This is a genomic window from Azospirillum sp. TSO22-1 (assembly GCF_003116015.1).
Classification (GTDB): domain Bacteria; phylum Pseudomonadota; class Alphaproteobacteria; order Azospirillales; family Azospirillaceae; genus Azospirillum.
The window spans coordinates 78,446-95,955 of record NZ_LGQZ01000007.1 but is presented as its reverse complement, the minus strand read 5'-3'; the positions used below and the strand labels follow the sequence as shown (position 1 = coordinate 95,955).

Here is a 17,510-nt window from a genome sequence, read left to right as displayed (position 1 = left end):
CCCTTACGTGTACTGGAGACCGAAGTTCCGCCCGCTTCGGGCGATGTCCTCGTTGAAGCCTTCGGAGACCCGGTCGTCTCCGCCCGAGGCGAGACAGAGTGTGACGTTGATGGCGCAGAGGATGGCGTGGTCGATCTGTTCGGGCTGCGCGTTGTAGCGCTTGATGGCCTCGAGAGCCCGGAGCACCGACGGAGCCATCGTTCCCCTCACACCAGATGGGAACCGATTTGGACCGCCAGGACCACCAGAACCCCGGCCCCGGCGATGGTCACCGACCACCGTTCGGCGGCGGACCAACGCGACCAATCCCTGGTGAAACTGCGCAGCATCTCCGAACCACATACGGAAGAGGTTATTGCTGCATTGCGGTATATCACCATCGAAAGGCTTAGTACAGGGGATTCCATCTACGACCATGGTCGTAGATGGAATCAGCGCGCCGCCATCAGCACCTCCGCAATCACGAACGCCGGCAGCCGGCCCAGCGCCGCGTCGTCCTTGCCCGACTCGTCCAGCCAGCGGGTGTGCGCATCCAGCGCGCGGCGCAGCAGCTCGGCCCGGCCCTCGAACGGCGCCGCACCCAAAGCGGCGTCCAGGCTGGTGAGGAAAGCCGGCAGCGACTCCTCCTTGTCGGCGAGGCCGCGCTCGCGGCCCTTGGGGTCGAACCAGGCGTCGGCGGGCGTGCTGTCCTCGCGCGGCGGAACCACCATGCCGCCGATGTAGCCGGTCGGCTGCACCACCTTCCAGCCCTTGGTGTTCGGCCCGATCGTCCAACCCAGCGCCCGCGCCACGGCGGCGTTCAACTCGCGGTCCGGGGCGCGGGTGGTGATGCGCGCGATCAGCGCAGAGAGGTCGTCGGTCATGCTGCCTCCGCGGTTTCGTGCACTGTAACCGCAACGGGTGCAGCTTGCGCACGCTTTCAGTCCGTCGCACGATGCCCGGCAAAACAGGAAGGGACGGACAGCCGTGCAACACGCGGATTTCCTGATCGTCGGCGCCGGCATGGCCGGGGCCTCGGCGGCGTACGAACTGGCGGCGCTGGGCAGCGTGCTGCTGCTCGAACGCGAGGCGCAGCCGGGCTACCACTCCACCGGCCGCTCGGCGGCGCTGTACACGCAGACCTACGGGCACGCGGTGGTGCGGGCGCTGACGGTGGCGAGCTGGAACTTCTACAGCAGCCCGCCCGACGGCTTTTCCGAGCACCCGCCGCTGTCCCCGCGCGGCGTGCTGCTGATCGGCCGCGCCGACCAGACGGCGGCGCTGGACGCCGCCTTCGCCGAGGGCCGGCGCCTGACGCCGTCGGTGGAGCGCTGGGACGCGGCGCAGACGCTGGCCCGCGCGCCGCTGCTGCGGGCCGACTACGTCGCCGGCGCGGTGTGGGAGCCCGAGGCGATGGACCTCGACGTGCACGCCATCCACCAGGGCTACCTGCGCGGCCTGAAGGCGCGCGGCGGACAGACGGTCACCGACGCCGAGGTGCGGGCGGTGGAGCGCCGCGGCGGGCTGTGGGTGGCCCGCACTCCGGCCGGCGACTACGCCGCCCCGGTGCTGGTCAACGCCGCCGGCGCCTGGGCCGACTCGCTGGCGGAACTGGCCGGCGTGCGGCCGCTCGGGCTGGTGCCGAAGCGGCGCACCGCGCTGACCTTCGACCCGGTGTTCGACGATCCGGCCGACGCCGCCGGCCTGGATGGCTGGCCCATGGTGATCGACGTGGACGAGACCTTCTATTTCAAGCCGGATGCGGGCCGCCTGCTCGCCTCCCCCGCCGACGAGACGCCGGTCGCGCCCTGCGACGTGCAGCCCGAGGAATGGGACGTGGCCGTGGCTGTTGATCGTGTCGAGCAGGCGGTCCGCTTCCGAATCCGGCGAATCGCGCACCGCTGGGCGGGCCTGCGCAGCTTCGTCGCCGACAAGGTGCCGGTGGTCGGCTTCGACGCGGCGGCGGAAGGCTTCCTGTGGCTGGCCGGACAGGGCGGCTACGGCATCCAGACGGCGCCGGCCATGGCGCGCACCGCTGCGGCGCTGGCCAGCGGCGGCGGGCTGCCGGCGGAGTTGGCGGCACTGGGCGTGACGGCGGCCGACCTGTCCCCGGGCCGCCTGCGCTGACGCGTGAGGAGGAGTACGGAACGATGAGTCTCGGTCGCACCCTGCGCGCCCTGGCGGGCGTGGCCCTGCTGGTCGCCTGCGCCAACCCGGCGGCGGACCAAGCGCTGTACGCACAATCCGCGCTGGTCGGCATGCCGAAGGCGACGCTGCTGTCCTGTGCCGGCGTGCCGGACCGGCAAGCCACCGCCGATAACCAGGAGTTCTTCACCTACCGCAGCGGGCGAATCACCTCGTACCCCGGCTCGGTGGGCATGTGGGGCGGGCACTGGGGGCCGGGCTGGGGCGGCTGGGGCTATCCCGTCTACGACGTGGACATCCGCTCCACCACCTGCGAGGCCACCTTCACGCTGCGGGGCGGGGCGGTGGAACGGCTGGTCTACGGCGGCGCGCCGGGTGGAGCGAGCACGCTGGGACAGTGCTACCACGTGGTGGGGAACTGCCTGGCGCAGGTCCCGCACGGCGCGCCGCAGGTAGGGTTGCAACCGGGGCCACGCCCGGCGGCGCCGGCACCTTAGGAAATGCGAATACTTCCCGCGTTATGGTCACCACGCGTGCTCCGCGGGGGTGCGGCACTCCGTCACTGTGGCAGAGGCGCCGCAATTTGGCAGAAAGGTCATGGACGTCTGGTATAACCACAGAAACTTTGGTAGTAACCCTTCCAGCAAGTTTCTCCTGACGTCCTGACAACAATCTGCCTCGGAGCACAAAAAATCATGAGCATCCTGAAGCGCGCCGCCGCCGCCCTGCTGGCGACCACCGCCGTCGCCGCCATCGCCTCCACCGCCCAGGCCCAGGAGTTCAAAGGCGTCAAGGCCGGTGACATCGTCGTCCGCGCCCGCGGCGTGTGGGTCGCCCCGTCCGAGAGCGGCGATGTGAAGACCTCCGGCGGCACCAAGATCGGCAGCGTGAAGGTCGGCAACGACTTCATCCCCGAGGTCGACGCGACCTACTTCGTCACCCCGAACATCGGCGTGAACCTGATCGCCGGCACCAGCCGCCACAAGGTCACGTCCGACGTCGCCGGCGGACTGGACGTCGGCAAGGTGTCGCTGCTGCCGCCGGTCCTGACGGTCACCTACCACCCGCTGCCGAACTCGCAGTTCAACCCGTACATCGGCGCCGGCATCAACTACACGCTCTTCTATCGTGAGGACGCCGCCAACGCCCGCAACGCGGCCGGCCTGGCCATCACCAACACCGACTACAAGAACCGCTTCGGCTGGGCCCTGCAGGCTGGTGCCGACTTCTACCTGACCGACAACCTGCTGCTGAACATCGACGTCAAGAAGGTCTTCCTGAAGACCGACGTGCACGGTACGACGAACGTTGGCCTGGACTGGAACTCGAAGGTCACGCTGAACCCGTGGCTGGTCGGCGTCGGCGTCGGCTACAAGTTCTGATCATAAGCCCCCGCCCACGGGCGGAGGGGCGCGAGGATTGGGCCGGGTACCCCCATCAGGGTGCCCGGCCCTCTCTTTTTTGGGGCTTCTCCGCGCCCCACCTTCTGATGTGAGCTTCGTCGGATGAAGCCGGCCTCGCAGAGGAAGAATGCCCCATGCACGTTGCCGCGGTGTTGAAGAGGAAGGGTACCGACATCGTCTCCGTCCATCCCGGCGATGCCATCGGCGCCGTCGCCCGCATGCTGGCCGAGCGCCGCATCGGCGCCGCCCTGGTGATCGACGGCGGCGCCCCGGTGGGCATCCTGTCGGAACGTGACATCGTCCGCGGCGTGGCGAAGCAGGGCGCCGGCGCCCTGCAGCAGCCGGCCGCCACCCTGATGACCCGCGACCTGGTGACCTGCCGGCCGGACGACACGGTGGCGCACGTGATGGCGGTGATGTCGGAACACCGCATCCGCCACCTGCCGGTCATGGACGACGGGCGGCTGGCCGGGCTGATCAGCATCGGCGACGTGGTCAAGGCCCGCCTGGACGACGCGGAGCTGGAGGTGGAGTCGCTGCGCGGCTACGTGGCCGGAATCGGCTGACCACCCGCGCACCAAAAAGGGCGCCCCACCCGCCGGCGGAGCGCCCCCTTGTCGGCCGTGTCCGGGCGTCAGGACGACTGCGGGAACGCCATCGCCGCCTGGGTGCGGTTGCGCACGCCCAGCGACTTGAAGATCGCCGTCATGTGGATCTTCACGGTGCCTTCCGACAGGCCCAGCTCGTGCGCGATCTGCTTGTTGGACTTGCCCTCGCGCAGGCGCTCCAGCACCTCGCGCTGGCGCTGGGTCAGCAGTTGCTCCAGCGCCGGGTCGGCCGGCGGCATGGCGCCGGCGCGGGCCTCGCCACCGGCGTCGGCCGCGGTGCCCTCGCGCAGGACGGTCGGCGGCACGTAGACGCCGCCCGAGAAGATGAGGTCGAGCGCGCTCAGCATGATCTTCACGCTGGACGACTTCGGGATGTAGCCGGCGGCGCCGTGCTCCAGCGCGTCGCGGACGTCGTGGTGCGCCTCCGAGGCGGAGACCACGACCACCTTGCCCTGCGGCTGCTTCTCGCGCAGCGCCTCGATGCCCGAGAAGCCGGGCCAGCCGGGCATACGCAGGTCGGTCAGGATCAGGTCGAACGTCTCGCCGCCGCCGCAGATCTCCAGCATCTCATCGAAATTGCTGGCCTCGACGAAAACGCTTCCTTCTTTGAGCTGTTCGAGGAGCCGGCGCAGTCCCTCGCGGAAAAGCACGTGGTCGTCGCCGATCAGGATCCTCATGACAGTACCCCCATACGCAATCCCTGAGCTGGTTCGACTGCAACGCAAATGCGATAGGCATTCACAACGCATACGCAGCAAAACCAGAAGATATAGAAGGTCTTTAACTTGTGTATTGACTAATGAGATGTACCACGCCCCATACCTCCGGACAACCCGGATTCGCCGTTTGTCACACCGCAAGGTTGGATGCCTAGGCCGTCCGTGAGGGGATGCGTGCGATTCCGCTGCTTGCCCGGCCCGGTAGCAGACATAGCCCGGATACCCGCTTCCGGCAACCGGAAGCGCCGTCAGCGAGGCTCGGGCTCGACGGGCCGGTGGGGGCGCCGCACGGCCAGAACGGCCACGGCCACGGTGCCGAGCGACGCCATCCACGCCAGCCACATCACCAGCGGGCCGAGCGGGATGCCGCCACGCACCGACGCCAGCGGCAGCGTGACGGCCAGCAGCGCCCCGGCCAGCACCAGAAGCGCTTCGGCCGCCCGCGGCGCCATGCTGCGGGTGCTGGCGAGGGCTTCCGCTCGAGTCGTGATCGCTTCGAGCATGCTCCGCATGTCCGCCCTTTCTCGAACCGTGGCGACGGTCCGCTGATCCGTAAGGGGTGCTTCCAATGGAAGCATAGCGAGCGCGTGGAACAGCGCAAATCCGACCTTGTCCCTATGCGATTCGGTTGGGAGGGCAAAAAAAGGGCGGGCCCTCGCGGGCCCGCCCCAGTGCAACGCGGAGGAACGCGTCGGAGCCCCTAGAAAGCTGCGTCTTCCAACTCCATCAGCGGCTTGGCGCCGGCCATGATGGTGATGAACAGCGTGTTCACTTGCGGCAGCAACTTCGACATGTAGAAGCGCGCGACCTTCAACTTGGAATCGTAGAAGGTGGTGTTGCCCTCCCCGGCCGCCAGCCTGGCGCCGGCCGCCTTGGCCATCTTCAGCCACATCCAGCCCAGCGCCACCAAGCCGAACAGGCGCAGGTAGTCGGTCGCCGCGGCGGCGGCCTCCTCCGGGTCCTTCAGTCCCTTCTGGGCGATGACCGCGGTGGCCTGCTGCAGCTTGCCGAACGCCTTGGCGACGGGGATCGCGTACTCGGCGAGAGCCTCGTTCTCCATGTCGGCTTCCAGCTCGGCCTGGAGCGGGTGGAAGAAGCGGCGCAGCAGGCGGCCCATGTCCTGGCCCATCTTGCGGCCCACCAGATCCAGCGCCTGGATGCCGTTGGTGCCCTCGTAGATCTGGGCGATGCGGGCGTCGCGGACGTACTGCTCGACGCCGGTCTCCCAGATGAAGCCGTGGCCGCCGTGCACCTGCACGGCGATGTTGGCGACCTCCGAGCCGATGTCGGTGAACAGCGCCTTGACGATCGGCGTCATCAGCTGGACGAACTCGTCCGACTCCTGGCGCTGCCGCGCGTCGGGGTGCTTCTCGGCGAGGTCGAGGTGGTAGCCGACCAGCGCCCCCAGCGCCCGGCTGGCCTCGGTGTAGGCCCGCGCCGTGAGCAGGTTCTTGCGCACGTCGGGATGGACGATGATTGGATCGGCCGGCTTGTCCGGAAACTTCGCCCCCTTCACCGAACGGCCCTGCAGGCGCTCCTTGGCGTAGGCGGCGGCGTTCTGGTAGCTGACCTCGGCGAGGCCCAGGCCCTGGACACCGACCGCGTGGCGTGCCGCGTTCATCATGACGAACATGGCGCGCATGCCCTTGTGCGGCTCGCCGACCAGCCAGCCGGTGGCGTCGTCGAAGTTCATCACGCAGGTCGAGGACGCCTTGATGCCCATCTTGTGCTCGATGGAGCCGCAGGCGACGCCGTTGCGCGGCCCCGGCGTGCCGTCGTCCTTGGGCAGAAACTTCGGCACCAGGAACAGGCTGATGCCGCGCGTCCCCGCCGGCGCGTCCGGCAGACGGGCCAGCACGAGATGGAGGATGTTCTCGGTCAGGTCATGCTCGCCGGCCGAGATGAAGATCTTGGTGCCGGTGATCCTGTACGACCCGTCCTCCTGCGGCACCGCTTTGGTGCGGATGATGCCGAGGTCGGTGCCGGAGTGCGGCTCGGTCAGGCACATGGTGCCCGACCAGGTGCCGTCCACCAGCTTCGGCAGGAAGCGCGCCTTCAGCTCCTCCGAGCCGTACTTGTGCACCGCGTTGTACGCGCCCAGCGACAGCCCCGGGTACATGCCGAAGCTGAGGTTGGCGGAGCACACGAACTCCTCCAGCATGGCGTTGACCAGCTTCGGCAGGCCTTGGCCGCCGTACGCCGGGTCGCAGGACAGTCCCTGCCAGCCGGCGGCGATGTACGTGTCGTACGCTTGCCTGAAGCCCTTGGGCGTACGGACCACGCCGTTTTCGAACGCGCAGCCCTCCTTGTCGCCGGGCTGGTTCAGCGGAAACAGCACCTCCTCGCACAGCTTGGCGCCCTCGTCGAGCACCTGCGCGATGAGGTCCGGCGTGGCGTCCTCGTAGCCGGGCAGCTGGGAGAGCTGCCCGACGCCGACGATCTCGTCGAGGACGAAACGCACGTCCTCCAGCGGAGCCTTGTAGATCGGCATCGTTCCATTCCCTCCCTTAGTTCCGCAGCGGCTTGCCGGTGGTCAGCATGTGCTCGATGCGATCCATGCTGGCCGGCGTGCGGATGAGTGCCATGAACCCCTTGCGCTCCAGTTCGAGGAGGTGATCCTCGCCGACCGTCTGGGTGTGGTCGGTGTCGCCGCCGGTCAGCACCGCGGCGACGTGGCGCGACACCACGAGGTCGTGCGGCGTCGCCTTGCCCTGCAGCGCGAAGCCCTCGACGAACATCTCCAGCGCCACGAGGCCGGTCGGGCCGGGCAGCGTGTAGGTGGTCTTCTCCGGCGGGGTGTAGTCCTGCGCCAGCTCCAGCGCCTTGGCCTTGGCGTCGGCCAGCAGGCGGTCGCGGTTCATGGTGATGCCGTCGCTGGCCTTCAGGTACATCAGCTCCTTGCCCTCGGCGGCGGACTTGCCGACCTTGGCGAGGCTGATGGTCTCGAACGCCTGGGCCACCGGCGGCATCGGGCCGGCCGGGCGCCTCGGGTTGGCGGCGGCGCGGGCCAGCATCTCAGTGCAGCCGCCCCAGCCGGGCAGCAGGCCGACGCCGACCTCGACGAGGCCCATGTAGGTCTCGGCGTGCGCCTGGACGTGGTCGGAGTGCAGCAGGATCTCGCAGCCGCCGCCCAGCGCCATGCCGGAGGGCGCCGACACCACCGGGAACGGCGCGTACTTCAGCGCCCGGTAGGTCTGCTGACCCATCTCGACCAGCTGCTCGATCTGCGGCCACAGCGCGATGTTCACCGCGAACATGGCGAGACCGAGGTTGGCGCCGACCGAGAAGTTGTCCGCCTCGTTGTGGATGACCAGCGCCTTCCACTGGCCCTTTCCATCGCCGATCAGCCCCATGGCCTTCTGGTAGGCGGCCATGGTGCCTTCATCCAGCGCGTTCATCTTCGAGGTGAATTCGAAGCACAGCACGCCGTCGCCGATGTCCCACAGGGCGGCCGAGCCGTTCTTCCACACCGGCTTGCCGCCGGCCGCGCGCTTCACGTCGGCGAGCAGCAGCACGCCCTCGGGCCGCACCACGTCGTCGTAGATGCCGCCGGTGGTGAGGTACTGGAGCTTGCCGCCCTCGACGCGGTAGAAGCTGCGGCCGTCGGCCTGCGCCACCAGAGCGGGCACGGTCAGGCCTTCCGACCGGCACAGCTCGGCGAACCACGTCGTGCCCAGCTTATCGATCAGCTCGAACGGGCCGAATTTCCAGTTGTAGCCGAGGCGCATCGCCTCATCGACGGCGACGATGGAATCGGCGATCTCCGGCACCAGGCTGGCGGCGTAGGCCAGCGTCTGCGCCAGCACCTTGCGGGCGTACGCGCCGGTCCTGTCCGGGAACTCGGCGAGCGCGCGCAGGTCCTTGCCGGCGGTGGTCACGCTCTCCAGCTTGACCCTGTCGGAGGTGCGGAACTGCCCGGTCTGGAGGTCGATGGCCTCCTTGACCCGCTTCCCGCCCGCCTTGTTGACGCGGTAGAAGCCGCCCTTGCCCTTCCGGCCGATGTAGCCGTCGGCGATCATCTGCTTGATCACCGCGTGCTCGCGGTAGATGCCGCGGTAGAAGTCGCCGTCGGGCAGCGTGGACAGCAGGCTCTTGGCGATGTGCGGCATCAGGTCGATGCCGACGAGGTCCATCAGGCCGAAGATGCCAGTCTTCGGGATGCCCATCGGGCGGCCGGCGACGGCGTCCGCCTCCTCGACCGTCAGGCCGAGGTTGATCGCCTCGTTGACCGCCGCCTGGATCCAGGTGACGCCGATGCGGTTGGCGATGAAGCCCGGCGTATCCTTGCAGCGCACCACGCCTTTGCCGAGCGAGCGGTCGCAGAAGGCCGCGATGGCCTCGGCCGCCTCGGGACGCGTCTTCTCGCTGGTGACCAGTTCCAGCAGGCGCATGTAGCGCGGCGGGTTGAAGAAGTGGGTGATCAGGAAGTCGGCCTTGAAGGTCTCCGACTGCCCCTCGGTCAGCATGTTCAGCGGGATCGTCGAGGTGTTCGACGACACCACCGAGCCCGGCTTGCGGACCGGGTCGATGCGCTGGTAGAGGGCGGCCTTGAGCCCGATGTCCTCGATGATCGCCTCGACGATCCAGTCGCACTCGGCGAGCAGGTGGAGGTCATCCTCCAGGTTGCCCGGAGTGACCAGACGGGCGTTCTTCGGGTGCATGAAGGCGGCCGGGTCGGCCTTCTTCAGCTTCTCCAAGGCCCCTTTGGCGATGGCGGAGCGGTCGTCTCCCGACTTCGGCACGATGTCGAGCAGGACGACCGGGATGCCGGCGTTGGCGATGTGGGCGGCGATGCCGCTGCCCATCACGCCGGAGCCGATCACGGCGGCGCGTTTGATGTCCATGGAACTCACCTCCGCGCTCACACGGCCTCGAGGATGGTGGCGATGCCCTGGCCGCCGCCGATGCACTGGCTGGCCAACGCGAACTGCTTGCCCTCGCGCTTCAGCAGCGCCGCCGCCTTACCGGTGATGCGGGCGCCGGTGGCGCCCAGCGGGTGGCCGAGCGCGATGGCGCCGCCGTCGAGGTTCAGCGTCGCCTCATCGACGCCGAGGTCGCGGATGCAGGCCAGCGCCTGGGCGGCGAAGGCCTCGTTCAGCTCGACCACGCCGATGTCCTTGATCGACAGACCGGCGCGGGCCAGCGCCTTCTGCGCGGCGGGGATCGGGCCCAGGCCCATCACCTCCGGCGCGCAGCCGGCGACGGCGATCGAACGGATGCGGGCGAGAATCGGCAGACCGTTGGCCTTGGCGTACTCCTCGGACGTGACCAGCACGGCCGAGGCGCCGTCGGTCAGCGGCGAGGAGGTGGCGGCGGTCACCGAACCGTCGGCCAGGAAGGCCGGCTTCAGGCCGCTCAGCCCCTCGGCGGTGGTGCCGGGGCGGATGCAGCCGTCGCGCTCGACCACGCCGTTCGGCGTCTCGATGGCGACGATCTCGTCGCGCAGCCGGCCGGCCTCCTGCGCCGCGGCGGCCTTGGCGTGCGAGGCGACGGCCATAGCCTCCTGCTGCTCGCGGGTCAGCTCGTAGCGCCTGGCGACGTTCTCCGCGGTGATGCCCATGGAGGAGTAGGCCTCGGGGTAGCTCAGCTTCAGGCCCGGGTGCGGCATCGGGTTGAAGCCCATCATCGGGATGCGGCTCATCGACTCGATGCCGCCGCAGACGATCGCGTCGCCGGCGCCCATGGCGATGGCACCGGCCGCCATGTGGATGGCCTGCATGGACGAGCCGCAGTAGCGGTTGACCGTCGTCGCCGCCGCGCTGGCCGGCAGCTTCGCCAGGAAGGACACGGTGCGGGCGACGTTCAGGCCCTGTTCGCCCTCGGGGAAGGCGCAGCCGACGATGACGTCCTCGATGTCCTGCGGATTCACCCCGGTACGCTCGACCAGCGCCGCGACCACGCGGGCCAGCAGGTCGTCCGGGCGGACCTTGGCGAGCTCGCCCTTGTGGGCGAAGGCGAAGGGGGAGCGGGCGTAGCCCGCGATGACGACGGATTTCATAGGTTCTTGTCCTCCCTGGTGCTCGTCTCGTCGATGCCGTGGCGGCGAAGGTGCTGAGTGAGATGGTCGGTGATCCGGGCGTCGATGCGGTGCAGTTCGGCCAACGTCTGCTGGACGTCGGCGAGTTGCCGTTCGAGCGCCGAAACGCGGCGGCGGGTCAGCGCCTGGAGGTGCTGCATCTGCCGCACCTGCCCGTCGCTGCCGTCGTAGAGGGTGAGGAATTCCTTGATGTCGGCCAAGCTGAACCCCAGGCGCTTGCCCCGGCAGATCAGCACGAGGCGCGCGCGGTCGCGGTGGCCGTAGACCCGGTTCATGCCGTCGCGCGCCGGCGCCAGCAACCCCTCGTCCTCGTAGTGACGAATGGTCCGCAACGTCAGGCCGAACTCATCGGCGAGCTCGCCGATGGTGTAGGTGCGCTGTCCGTCGCTGTCGATGCGCAGCGGCGCGGCCCCCGGCATTCGTCCCTCCCGTACCTTACGTTGACGTAAACGTAAGGTACGTGACCAAGCCTGTCAAGCCCCTGCGTGTGGCTACGCCGAAAGCGGAGGGGGCGGACGATCCGCCCCCTGCTCAGCCTGTCATTTCAGCCACTTGTCGAAGACCGCCTGGTACTCGCCGATGGCGACGGCGCGGTGCAGCCACTGGTCGACGAACTGCTTCAGCACCATGTCGCGCGGCATCAGGAACGCCTTCTCGGAGAAGTCGAAGGGCTGGTCCGGGTGCACGGCGCACAGTTCGGGGTGCAGCTTCTGCTGCAGGCGCGTCTCCACCGCGTCGGTGATCATCAGGTCGGCCTTGCCGGCGATGATCTGGTCGAAGATCGTCACGTTGTCGGGGTAGACGGTGATCTCCGCCTTGGTGACGTTGGCCTTGGCGAACTTCTCGTTGGTGCCGCCGGGGTTGACGATCAGCCGCACGCCGGGCTTGTCGATGTCCGCGACGGTCTGGAAGCGATCCTTGTTCTCGCACCGGGTGATCGGCGTCTTGCCGTCGCGCATCAGCGGCGAGGAGAACAGCGCCTTCTTCTGCCGCTCCAGCGTCACCGACACGCCGCCGACGCCGATGTCGTAGCGGTCGGATTCGAGGTCCTGCATCAGCGTCGGCCAGGAGGTCTTCACGAACTCCACCTTCACGCCCAGCGCCTTGCCCAGCGCGTTGGCGAGGTCGATGTCCATGCCCTCAAACTGCTGGGTCTGCGGGTTCAGGTAGGTGAAGGGCTTGTAGTCGCCGGTGGTGCCGACGCGCAGCGTGCCGGACGCCAGCACGGCGTCGAGCCGCGACGATTCGGCGGCCCTTGCTGCGGCGGGAACGGTGAACGCGAGCACGGCGCCAAGCGCCGCAGCCAGACTCCACGACCGAACGGACATGCGGATCCCTCCCTCAGGGGCGTTGTTGGTTGCCCCAAGGGTACGGCGCACACCGCTGGGTCAACACCCCTGACGTTCGTCATAGCCCTGACGAACGGGTGCGGCGCGGGCGCGCAGTGACAGCTTGCCACGTTCAGTTTCGCACACGCGAAGGCCACTTTGGTCCTACCAAAGACGCGACCGCCCATGCAGCGGACGCGCACCATCATCGAAGCCGGTATCCACAGGGCGGGTTAGGGACACCCCATGTCGTCGCGCAGCATTGTCGCGCTTGGCCTCGGGATCCTCCTCATGGTGCTGCTGGGCACCCTGACGGTGGGCATGGCGCTGGCGTTCTACGTCGCGGTCACCGTGTTCTTCGCGGTGCTCGTCGGCGTGCTGCTGCTGATCGCCCGGCACCGCGGCGACCACGACGGGCACCGGGCGTAGCGCGCATCACTCCTCCTGCAGCACCCGCACCCGCGCCGCCGCCGTGCGCGCCAGCAGGTGGGGGCGGTTCATGTCCTCCACCGAGGCGCCGGGGGCGAGGTAGTCGCCGGGGGTCACCGCGCGCACCAGATAGACCAGCCGAAAGCCGGGCTTCTCCTTCGACAGGTCCACCGCCGCCACGAAGCGGTCCTCACGATAGTCCACGTGCCGCGCCGGCGACAGCGCACCCAGCCACGTCAGGTCGCCGAGCTGCGCGCTGTCGGCCAGACGCACGTTCTCGATCTCCAGCCCGGCCGGCAGCGGGTCGACCACCATCGCCTGATGCTCCAGCGGGTCGGTCGATTCGCCCTCCAGGATCACCACCAGCACCTCGTTGTGCTCGACCGCGGCGAGGTCCACCGGCGTGCCTTCCATGTCGAAGACCTTGCGGGTGATCTTCAGCGACTGCTCCTCGGCCGGCAGCGGCGTCGCGGGCACGCCGGCCACGGTCAGCGTCTGACGCAGCGGCTCGGCGCCGGCGTTCTTCACCGACGGCGGGCTGGCGGCGTCGAGGCGCTGGGTGAACGGCTTGTTGCCCTCCGCCGACTGATCGCCGACCACCAGCTTCACCGGGCCGGAGCGCTCGGCCAGCGCGCGGGACGCCAGCAGCAGCCACGCCTGCTCCTGCGCCGAGGGCACCGACAGCGTGGCGTAGGCCTTGGCGAGGCGGTCGGCGGCGGCGATGATGCGGTCGCGCTCGATGCCGGCCTCGGCCATCAGCGCCACCACGCCGGCCTGGTCGCGCACCACCGAGCCGTAATCGCGCAGGCTCGCCGGCACCACGCGGGCACCGCCGGACAGCTTGTCGAACGCCTCCCCCGCCCGCTTGGCGTCGCCGAGGTGGGCGAGCGCGGTGGCGACCTGGGCGCGGGCGAAGTCGGTCTGCAGCTTGTTCCAGTAGGTCTCCTGGAAATGCTGGGCGGCGGCCGTGTCCACCGCCTTGGCGCGGGCCAGAACGTAGAGCGCGTAGGCGCGGCCCGGCAACTCGTCGATGTCGAACCACGAGTTGTCGACCAGGCCGCGCAGCCACTCCATGCCCTTGCGGTACGGCGCGTCGGGCACGCGGTAGCCCGCGGCACGGGCGCGGCCCAGCACATCCACGGCGTAAGGGGTCAGCCACGGGTCGGCGTCGCCCTTCGGCGACCACAGCGCGAAGGCGCCGTCGGCGCGCTGCATGGTCAGCAGCCGGTCGAGCGAGCGCTGCACGCGCGCCTTCACCCGCTCCTCGGTGGACAGGCCGAGCGACACCGCGAGGTCGCCGCCGGACAACAGCGGCAGCACGCGGCTGGCCGCCTGCTCGGCCGAGCCGTAGGGGTGGCGGTCGAGCGTCGCCAGCAGGCCCGGCGCGTCGAAGTCCGGCAGCGTGGTCAGCGACAGCGCCTGCACCACCGTCTCCGGCCGCAGCCCGGCCGCGAGATCGGCCGGCACCGGCACCGCCTGCCCCGGCGCCAGGGTGGCCACCTGCCGGCGGACCACCATCGGCGCGGCCGGGCGCACCATCACCTCCCAGCTGCGGCTATAAGCCCACCCGTTCGGGCCGGACACCTCCAGCGTCACCGTGCCGGTGCCGGCAGTGGTGCCGGTCAGCACGCGGCCGACGCTGGCGCGCTTGCCGCGGGCGAGATTCGGCACCTCGACCGCACCGTCCTCCAGCGCCAGCGCGCCGGAGGCCTTCAGCGTGATCGCGTAGGCCCCGGCGGCGCCGTCCAGGTTGTCGAGCGTGGCGAGCACCTGCGCCTTGTCCCCCGGCGCCAGGAAGCGCGGCAGCGCCAGATCGGCGACCACCCTGTCGCGCACCACCATGGTGGTGTCGGAGTGGCCGAGCCTGCCCTCGCTCCACGCCACCGCCATCAGGCGGACGCGGCCCTGGAAGTCCGGCAGTTCCAGCGGCACCGCCACCTTGCCGCCCTGCCCCACCGGCAGGATGCCGGAGAACAGCGAGACGACGCGCGACGTGCGCTGCGGCAGCGCGCCCACCTGCCGCACCCGGCGCGGCACCGGGCGCTCGGCGGCGCGCTCCGGCTCCGGACCGATCAGACGGCCGTAGACGTCGCGCAGCTCCACGCCCAGGTGGCGCTTGCCCAGGTAATAGTCGTTGGGATCGGGCGCCCAGAAATCGGTCACCTGCAGCACCGAGTCATCGACGGCGGCGAGCGTGACGAAGGCCGGCTTGCCCTCCTCGGCGCCCGTGACCGTCACCTCGGCGGTGACGGTACGGCGCGGCTCCGCCTCGGCGGGCGCGGAGACCTCGACGTCCAGCATGCGCGCCGCCGGGTCGACCGGCAGCCACGCCGAGCCGATGGCGCGGCGCGGCGCGCCCTTCAGCTGCGGGTCGGGCATGGCGAAGGCGGTGGCCACCACGTAGACGCCACCGGTCCAGCCGCCGTCCACCGGGATCTGCAGGAAGGCGCCCTCCGGCCCGACCTCGCGGGTCAACGCCTGATGCACCCTGCGGTCGGCGACGGCGACCAGCACCTGGCTCTTGTACGGCGGCTTGACGTAGACCCAGGCGGTGTCGCCGCCCTTGTAGCTGGGCAGCATGGCCGTCACCTCGACCTTGTCGGGGCGGTCGGCGGCGGTCGGGGTCATCCACCAGCCGGCGGCGAAGCGCACGCTGGTCGCCACGCCGGACGCGCGGTCCGACACCTCCAGCCGGTAGCGGCCGGCGCCCACCGGCTCCTCCACCGCGGCCGGCTTGGCGGCGGTGGGCGACAGGGTGCCGCCGGTGACGCGCTTGTCCTTGACCTGGACCTTGTAGTCCCAGCGGCCGTTCGCCTCGTACCAGACGTACTCGTACTCCTCCTCGTACATCTCGTAGGCGAGGTCGGACTTGTCGATCGGCGCGCCGTCCGGGCCGACGGCGACCACGTCGAAGCCGGCCGTCGCCCCCTCCGGCACGCCGTCGCCGTCGAAGCGCGGCTTGACGCCGATGGCGAAGGGCTGGTGGCGCACCGGCAGCACCAGTTCGCGGCTGACCGGCCGGCCGCCGATGTCGAAGATGCTGGCGCGCAGCACCGCCTCCAGCGGGCGGGTGTTCTCCGGCTTGCGCTCCAGCTTCACCTCCGCCTCGGCCTTGCCGGCGTCATCGGTGGTGAAGCCCGGCAGGTCAGCGCGCTGCGGCTGCACCTCCTCCTGAGCGAGGCCGAAGCGGTAGCCGGCCTGCTCCGGGTACGGGTTGCGGGCGGCGCGCAGGGTCAGCGACAGCTCGCCCGGCAGATCGGCGGCGGGGGCGCCGAACAGGTAGTGCGCGTCGATGGCCAGCCTGGCGGTATCGCCGGGGGCGAGCCGCTTCGCCGCGGCGGTCATGCCGAACTCCAGTCGCGGCGGCACGAAGTCGTCCACCAGCAGGTCGATGCGGCCGATGGCCGGGCCGTCCGGCTCGGCGTGGGCGGTGAGGCTCCAGGTGCCGGGGAAGGCGCTGGACGGCAGATCGACCCGCGCCGCGTAACCGCCGGCGCCGGAGTCGGTCAGCGTGCGCCGCTCGACCTCGAAGCCGTCGGGGCGCAGGACCTTCAGCGTCAGCGGCTTGCCCGCCACGGCGTTGACGCCGGCATCGCGCAGCAGCACGGCAAGGTTCACCGCCTCGCCCGGGCGGTAGATGCCGCGCTCGGCGTACAGGAAGGCGTCCAGCGGCCCCGGCGCGGCGCGCCCGCCGGGCACGCGGTCGGACACGTCGAAGCCCGGCACCGACAGGTCGAGGAAGCCGACGTCGGCGCCGCGCTCGGCGAAGACCGCCTGCGGCGCCTCGTTGCCGGTGCGCTTCAGCGCCGCCGCGTCGATGCGGGCGATGCCGTCGGCGCCGGTGGTGACCTTGCCCAGCTCCGCGTTGTTGCGCGCCAGCAGGCGCAGCGACACGCCGCCAGCCGGCTCCGCCTTCGACAGGCTGCGCGCGAAGACCAGCAGCCCGTCGTCGCCAAGGATGGTGTTGAGGCCGAGATCGGACACCACGAACCACTGCGTCGCCTTCGAGGCCCAGCCGTCGCGCGCCCCGTCAGCGCCGGCCACGGCGACGTAGACGCCGGGTTCCAGCGCGCCGAGCACGGCGTCGATCGGGAAGGCGGTGACCACCGGCGCGTTACGCGCCGACTGCACCGCCATCTCACCCTTCCAGACCTCCTGCGCCGCCTTGTCGAGCATGACGCCGACGTCGTAGTCGGTGAGCTGCTGGTTGATGCGGCCGAAGTAGAATTGCTCGACCACCGCGCGGTCGGTCAGGCGCAGCACCTGCAGGCGCGCGCGCTCGACGTTGATGGTGCGCAGCGGCAGCCCTTCCGAGCCGACCCGCGGCAGGATGTAGCCGGCACCGCGGAAGGCGAGGCTCGGCTTGCGGTTCGGCACCTCGATCAGGCGTTGCTCGGTGGCGGCCAGCGAGCGCTCGCCGGCCGACGGCAGGCCGGCGCGCAGCGTGACGTCGTACATCTGCCCGTGCTGCAGGCCCTCGACGCACAGCGTCTTGTCGCGCGGCACCACGTTGCCTTCGACGCGCGGCTGCACCTCGACGTAGGCGCGGTAATCGATGGCGCGCGACTTCTCCAGCGGCTCGGTGAAGGTGAAGCAGACCTGCGGCGCGTCACGCTCGGCCAGCACCTCGCTGCCGCTCACCTGGAAACCGACGGGGGCCGGCGGCTCGACGGGCGGGGCCTGCGGCGGCGCGGTCTCGGCGGCGAGCGCCGGCACGGCCGCACCGGCGACGAGGATGGCAAGGACACGCGCCAAGGCACGCTGCATGACCGGAGACCCTTGGAAGAAGAGGACGCGCCGGAGTGGAGTACCCCGCACGGTTCGGCGGCGGAGTATGCCGAACTGGCAGGGCGGTTTCCAGC

The 17,510-nt window shown here is 70.1% G+C and carries 15 protein-coding genes; 5 read left to right on the top strand and 10 right to left on the bottom strand.

Annotated elements, in window-relative coordinates:
* Positions 1–3: 3 nt before the first annotated feature.
* Together TSO221_RS02265 and TSO221_RS02260 are read right to left on the bottom strand one after the other, a co-directional pair.
* Complete coding sequence (locus TSO221_RS02265) at positions 4–186, bottom strand: hypothetical protein (protein WP_247877887.1); 183 nt, start codon at positions 184–186, stop codon at positions 4–6.
* A gap of 245 nt (positions 187–431) precedes the next feature.
* Complete coding sequence (locus TSO221_RS02260; RefSeq protein WP_109116865.1) at positions 432–863, bottom strand: hypothetical protein; 432 nt, start codon at positions 861–863, stop codon at positions 432–434.
* A 103-nt stretch (positions 864–966) separates the two neighbouring features.
* Between TSO221_RS02260 and TSO221_RS02255 the strand changes: the two genes are divergently transcribed.
* The 4 genes from TSO221_RS02255 (at position 967) to TSO221_RS02240 (ending at position 4,093) form a co-directional block, all read left to right on the top strand.
* Positions 967–2,106 (top strand): FAD-dependent oxidoreductase, encoded by a 1,140-nt coding sequence (locus TSO221_RS02255; protein WP_109116864.1) that lies wholly within the window; start codon positions 967–969, stop codon positions 2,104–2,106.
* A 23-nt stretch (positions 2,107–2,129) separates the two neighbouring features.
* The gene (locus TSO221_RS02250; RefSeq protein WP_109116863.1) at positions 2,130–2,621 is read left to right on the top strand and encodes a hypothetical protein; all 492 of its coding nucleotides are present in this window, start codon (positions 2,130–2,132) and stop codon (positions 2,619–2,621) included.
* Between the two features lie 198 nt (positions 2,622–2,819).
* Positions 2,820–3,506: an OmpW family outer membrane protein gene (locus TSO221_RS02245; protein ID WP_109116862.1), complete on the top strand. Its 687-nt coding sequence runs from the start codon at positions 2,820–2,822 to the stop codon at positions 3,504–3,506.
* A gap of 155 nt (positions 3,507–3,661) precedes the next feature.
* Positions 3,662–4,093, top strand: a complete 432-nt coding sequence (locus tag TSO221_RS02240; protein WP_109116861.1) for a CBS domain-containing protein — start codon at positions 3,662–3,664, stop codon at positions 4,091–4,093.
* Between the two features lie 68 nt (positions 4,094–4,161).
* Here TSO221_RS02240 and TSO221_RS02235 read toward each other — a convergent pair whose 3' ends face one another.
* The 7 genes from TSO221_RS02235 to TSO221_RS02205 form a co-directional block, all read right to left on the bottom strand.
* Positions 4,162–4,812 (bottom strand): response regulator transcription factor, encoded by a 651-nt coding sequence (locus TSO221_RS02235; protein WP_109116860.1) that lies wholly within the window; start codon positions 4,810–4,812, stop codon positions 4,162–4,164.
* 290 nt (positions 4,813–5,102) lie between these two features.
* Positions 5,103–5,357 (bottom strand): hypothetical protein, encoded by a 255-nt coding sequence (locus TSO221_RS02230; RefSeq protein WP_146208675.1) that lies wholly within the window; start codon positions 5,355–5,357, stop codon positions 5,103–5,105.
* A gap of 197 nt (positions 5,358–5,554) precedes the next feature.
* Complete coding sequence (locus TSO221_RS02225; protein WP_109116858.1) at positions 5,555–7,345, bottom strand: acyl-CoA dehydrogenase C-terminal domain-containing protein; 1,791 nt, start codon at positions 7,343–7,345, stop codon at positions 5,555–5,557.
* Positions 7,346–7,361: 16 nt separating this feature from the next.
* Positions 7,362–9,698 (bottom strand): 3-hydroxyacyl-CoA dehydrogenase NAD-binding domain-containing protein, encoded by a 2,337-nt coding sequence (locus TSO221_RS02220; protein WP_109116857.1) that lies wholly within the window; start codon positions 9,696–9,698, stop codon positions 7,362–7,364.
* Positions 9,699–9,715: 17 nt separating this feature from the next.
* On the bottom strand, positions 9,716–10,852 hold the full coding sequence (locus tag TSO221_RS02215) for a thiolase family protein (RefSeq protein ID WP_109116856.1): 1,137 nt from the start codon (positions 10,850–10,852) through the stop codon (positions 9,716–9,718).
* Positions 10,849–11,310 carry a MerR family DNA-binding transcriptional regulator gene (locus TSO221_RS02210; protein WP_109116855.1) on the bottom strand — a complete coding sequence of 154 codons (462 nt, stop codon included), beginning with the start codon at positions 11,308–11,310 and terminating at the stop codon, positions 10,849–10,851. The genes TSO221_RS02215 and TSO221_RS02210 overlap by 4 nt, the downstream gene beginning before the upstream one ends.
* 120 nt (positions 11,311–11,430) lie before the next feature.
* A complete protein-coding gene (locus TSO221_RS02205; RefSeq protein ID WP_109116854.1) occupies positions 11,431–12,219 on the bottom strand; it encodes a transporter substrate-binding domain-containing protein in 789 nt (262 codons plus the stop codon).
* Positions 12,220–12,465: 246 nt separating this feature from the next.
* Between TSO221_RS02205 and TSO221_RS02200 the strand changes: the two genes are divergently transcribed.
* Positions 12,466–12,648 carry a hypothetical protein gene (locus TSO221_RS02200; RefSeq protein WP_109116853.1) on the top strand — a complete coding sequence of 61 codons (183 nt, stop codon included), beginning with the start codon at positions 12,466–12,468 and terminating at the stop codon, positions 12,646–12,648.
* A gap of 6 nt (positions 12,649–12,654) precedes the next feature.
* On the opposite strand, the gene TSO221_RS02195 is transcribed toward TSO221_RS02200, so the two are convergent.
* Positions 12,655–17,415: an alpha-2-macroglobulin gene (locus tag TSO221_RS02195; RefSeq protein ID WP_109116852.1), complete on the bottom strand. Its 4,761-nt coding sequence runs from the start codon at positions 17,413–17,415 to the stop codon at positions 12,655–12,657.
* Between the last annotated feature and the right edge of the window lie 95 nt (positions 17,416–17,510).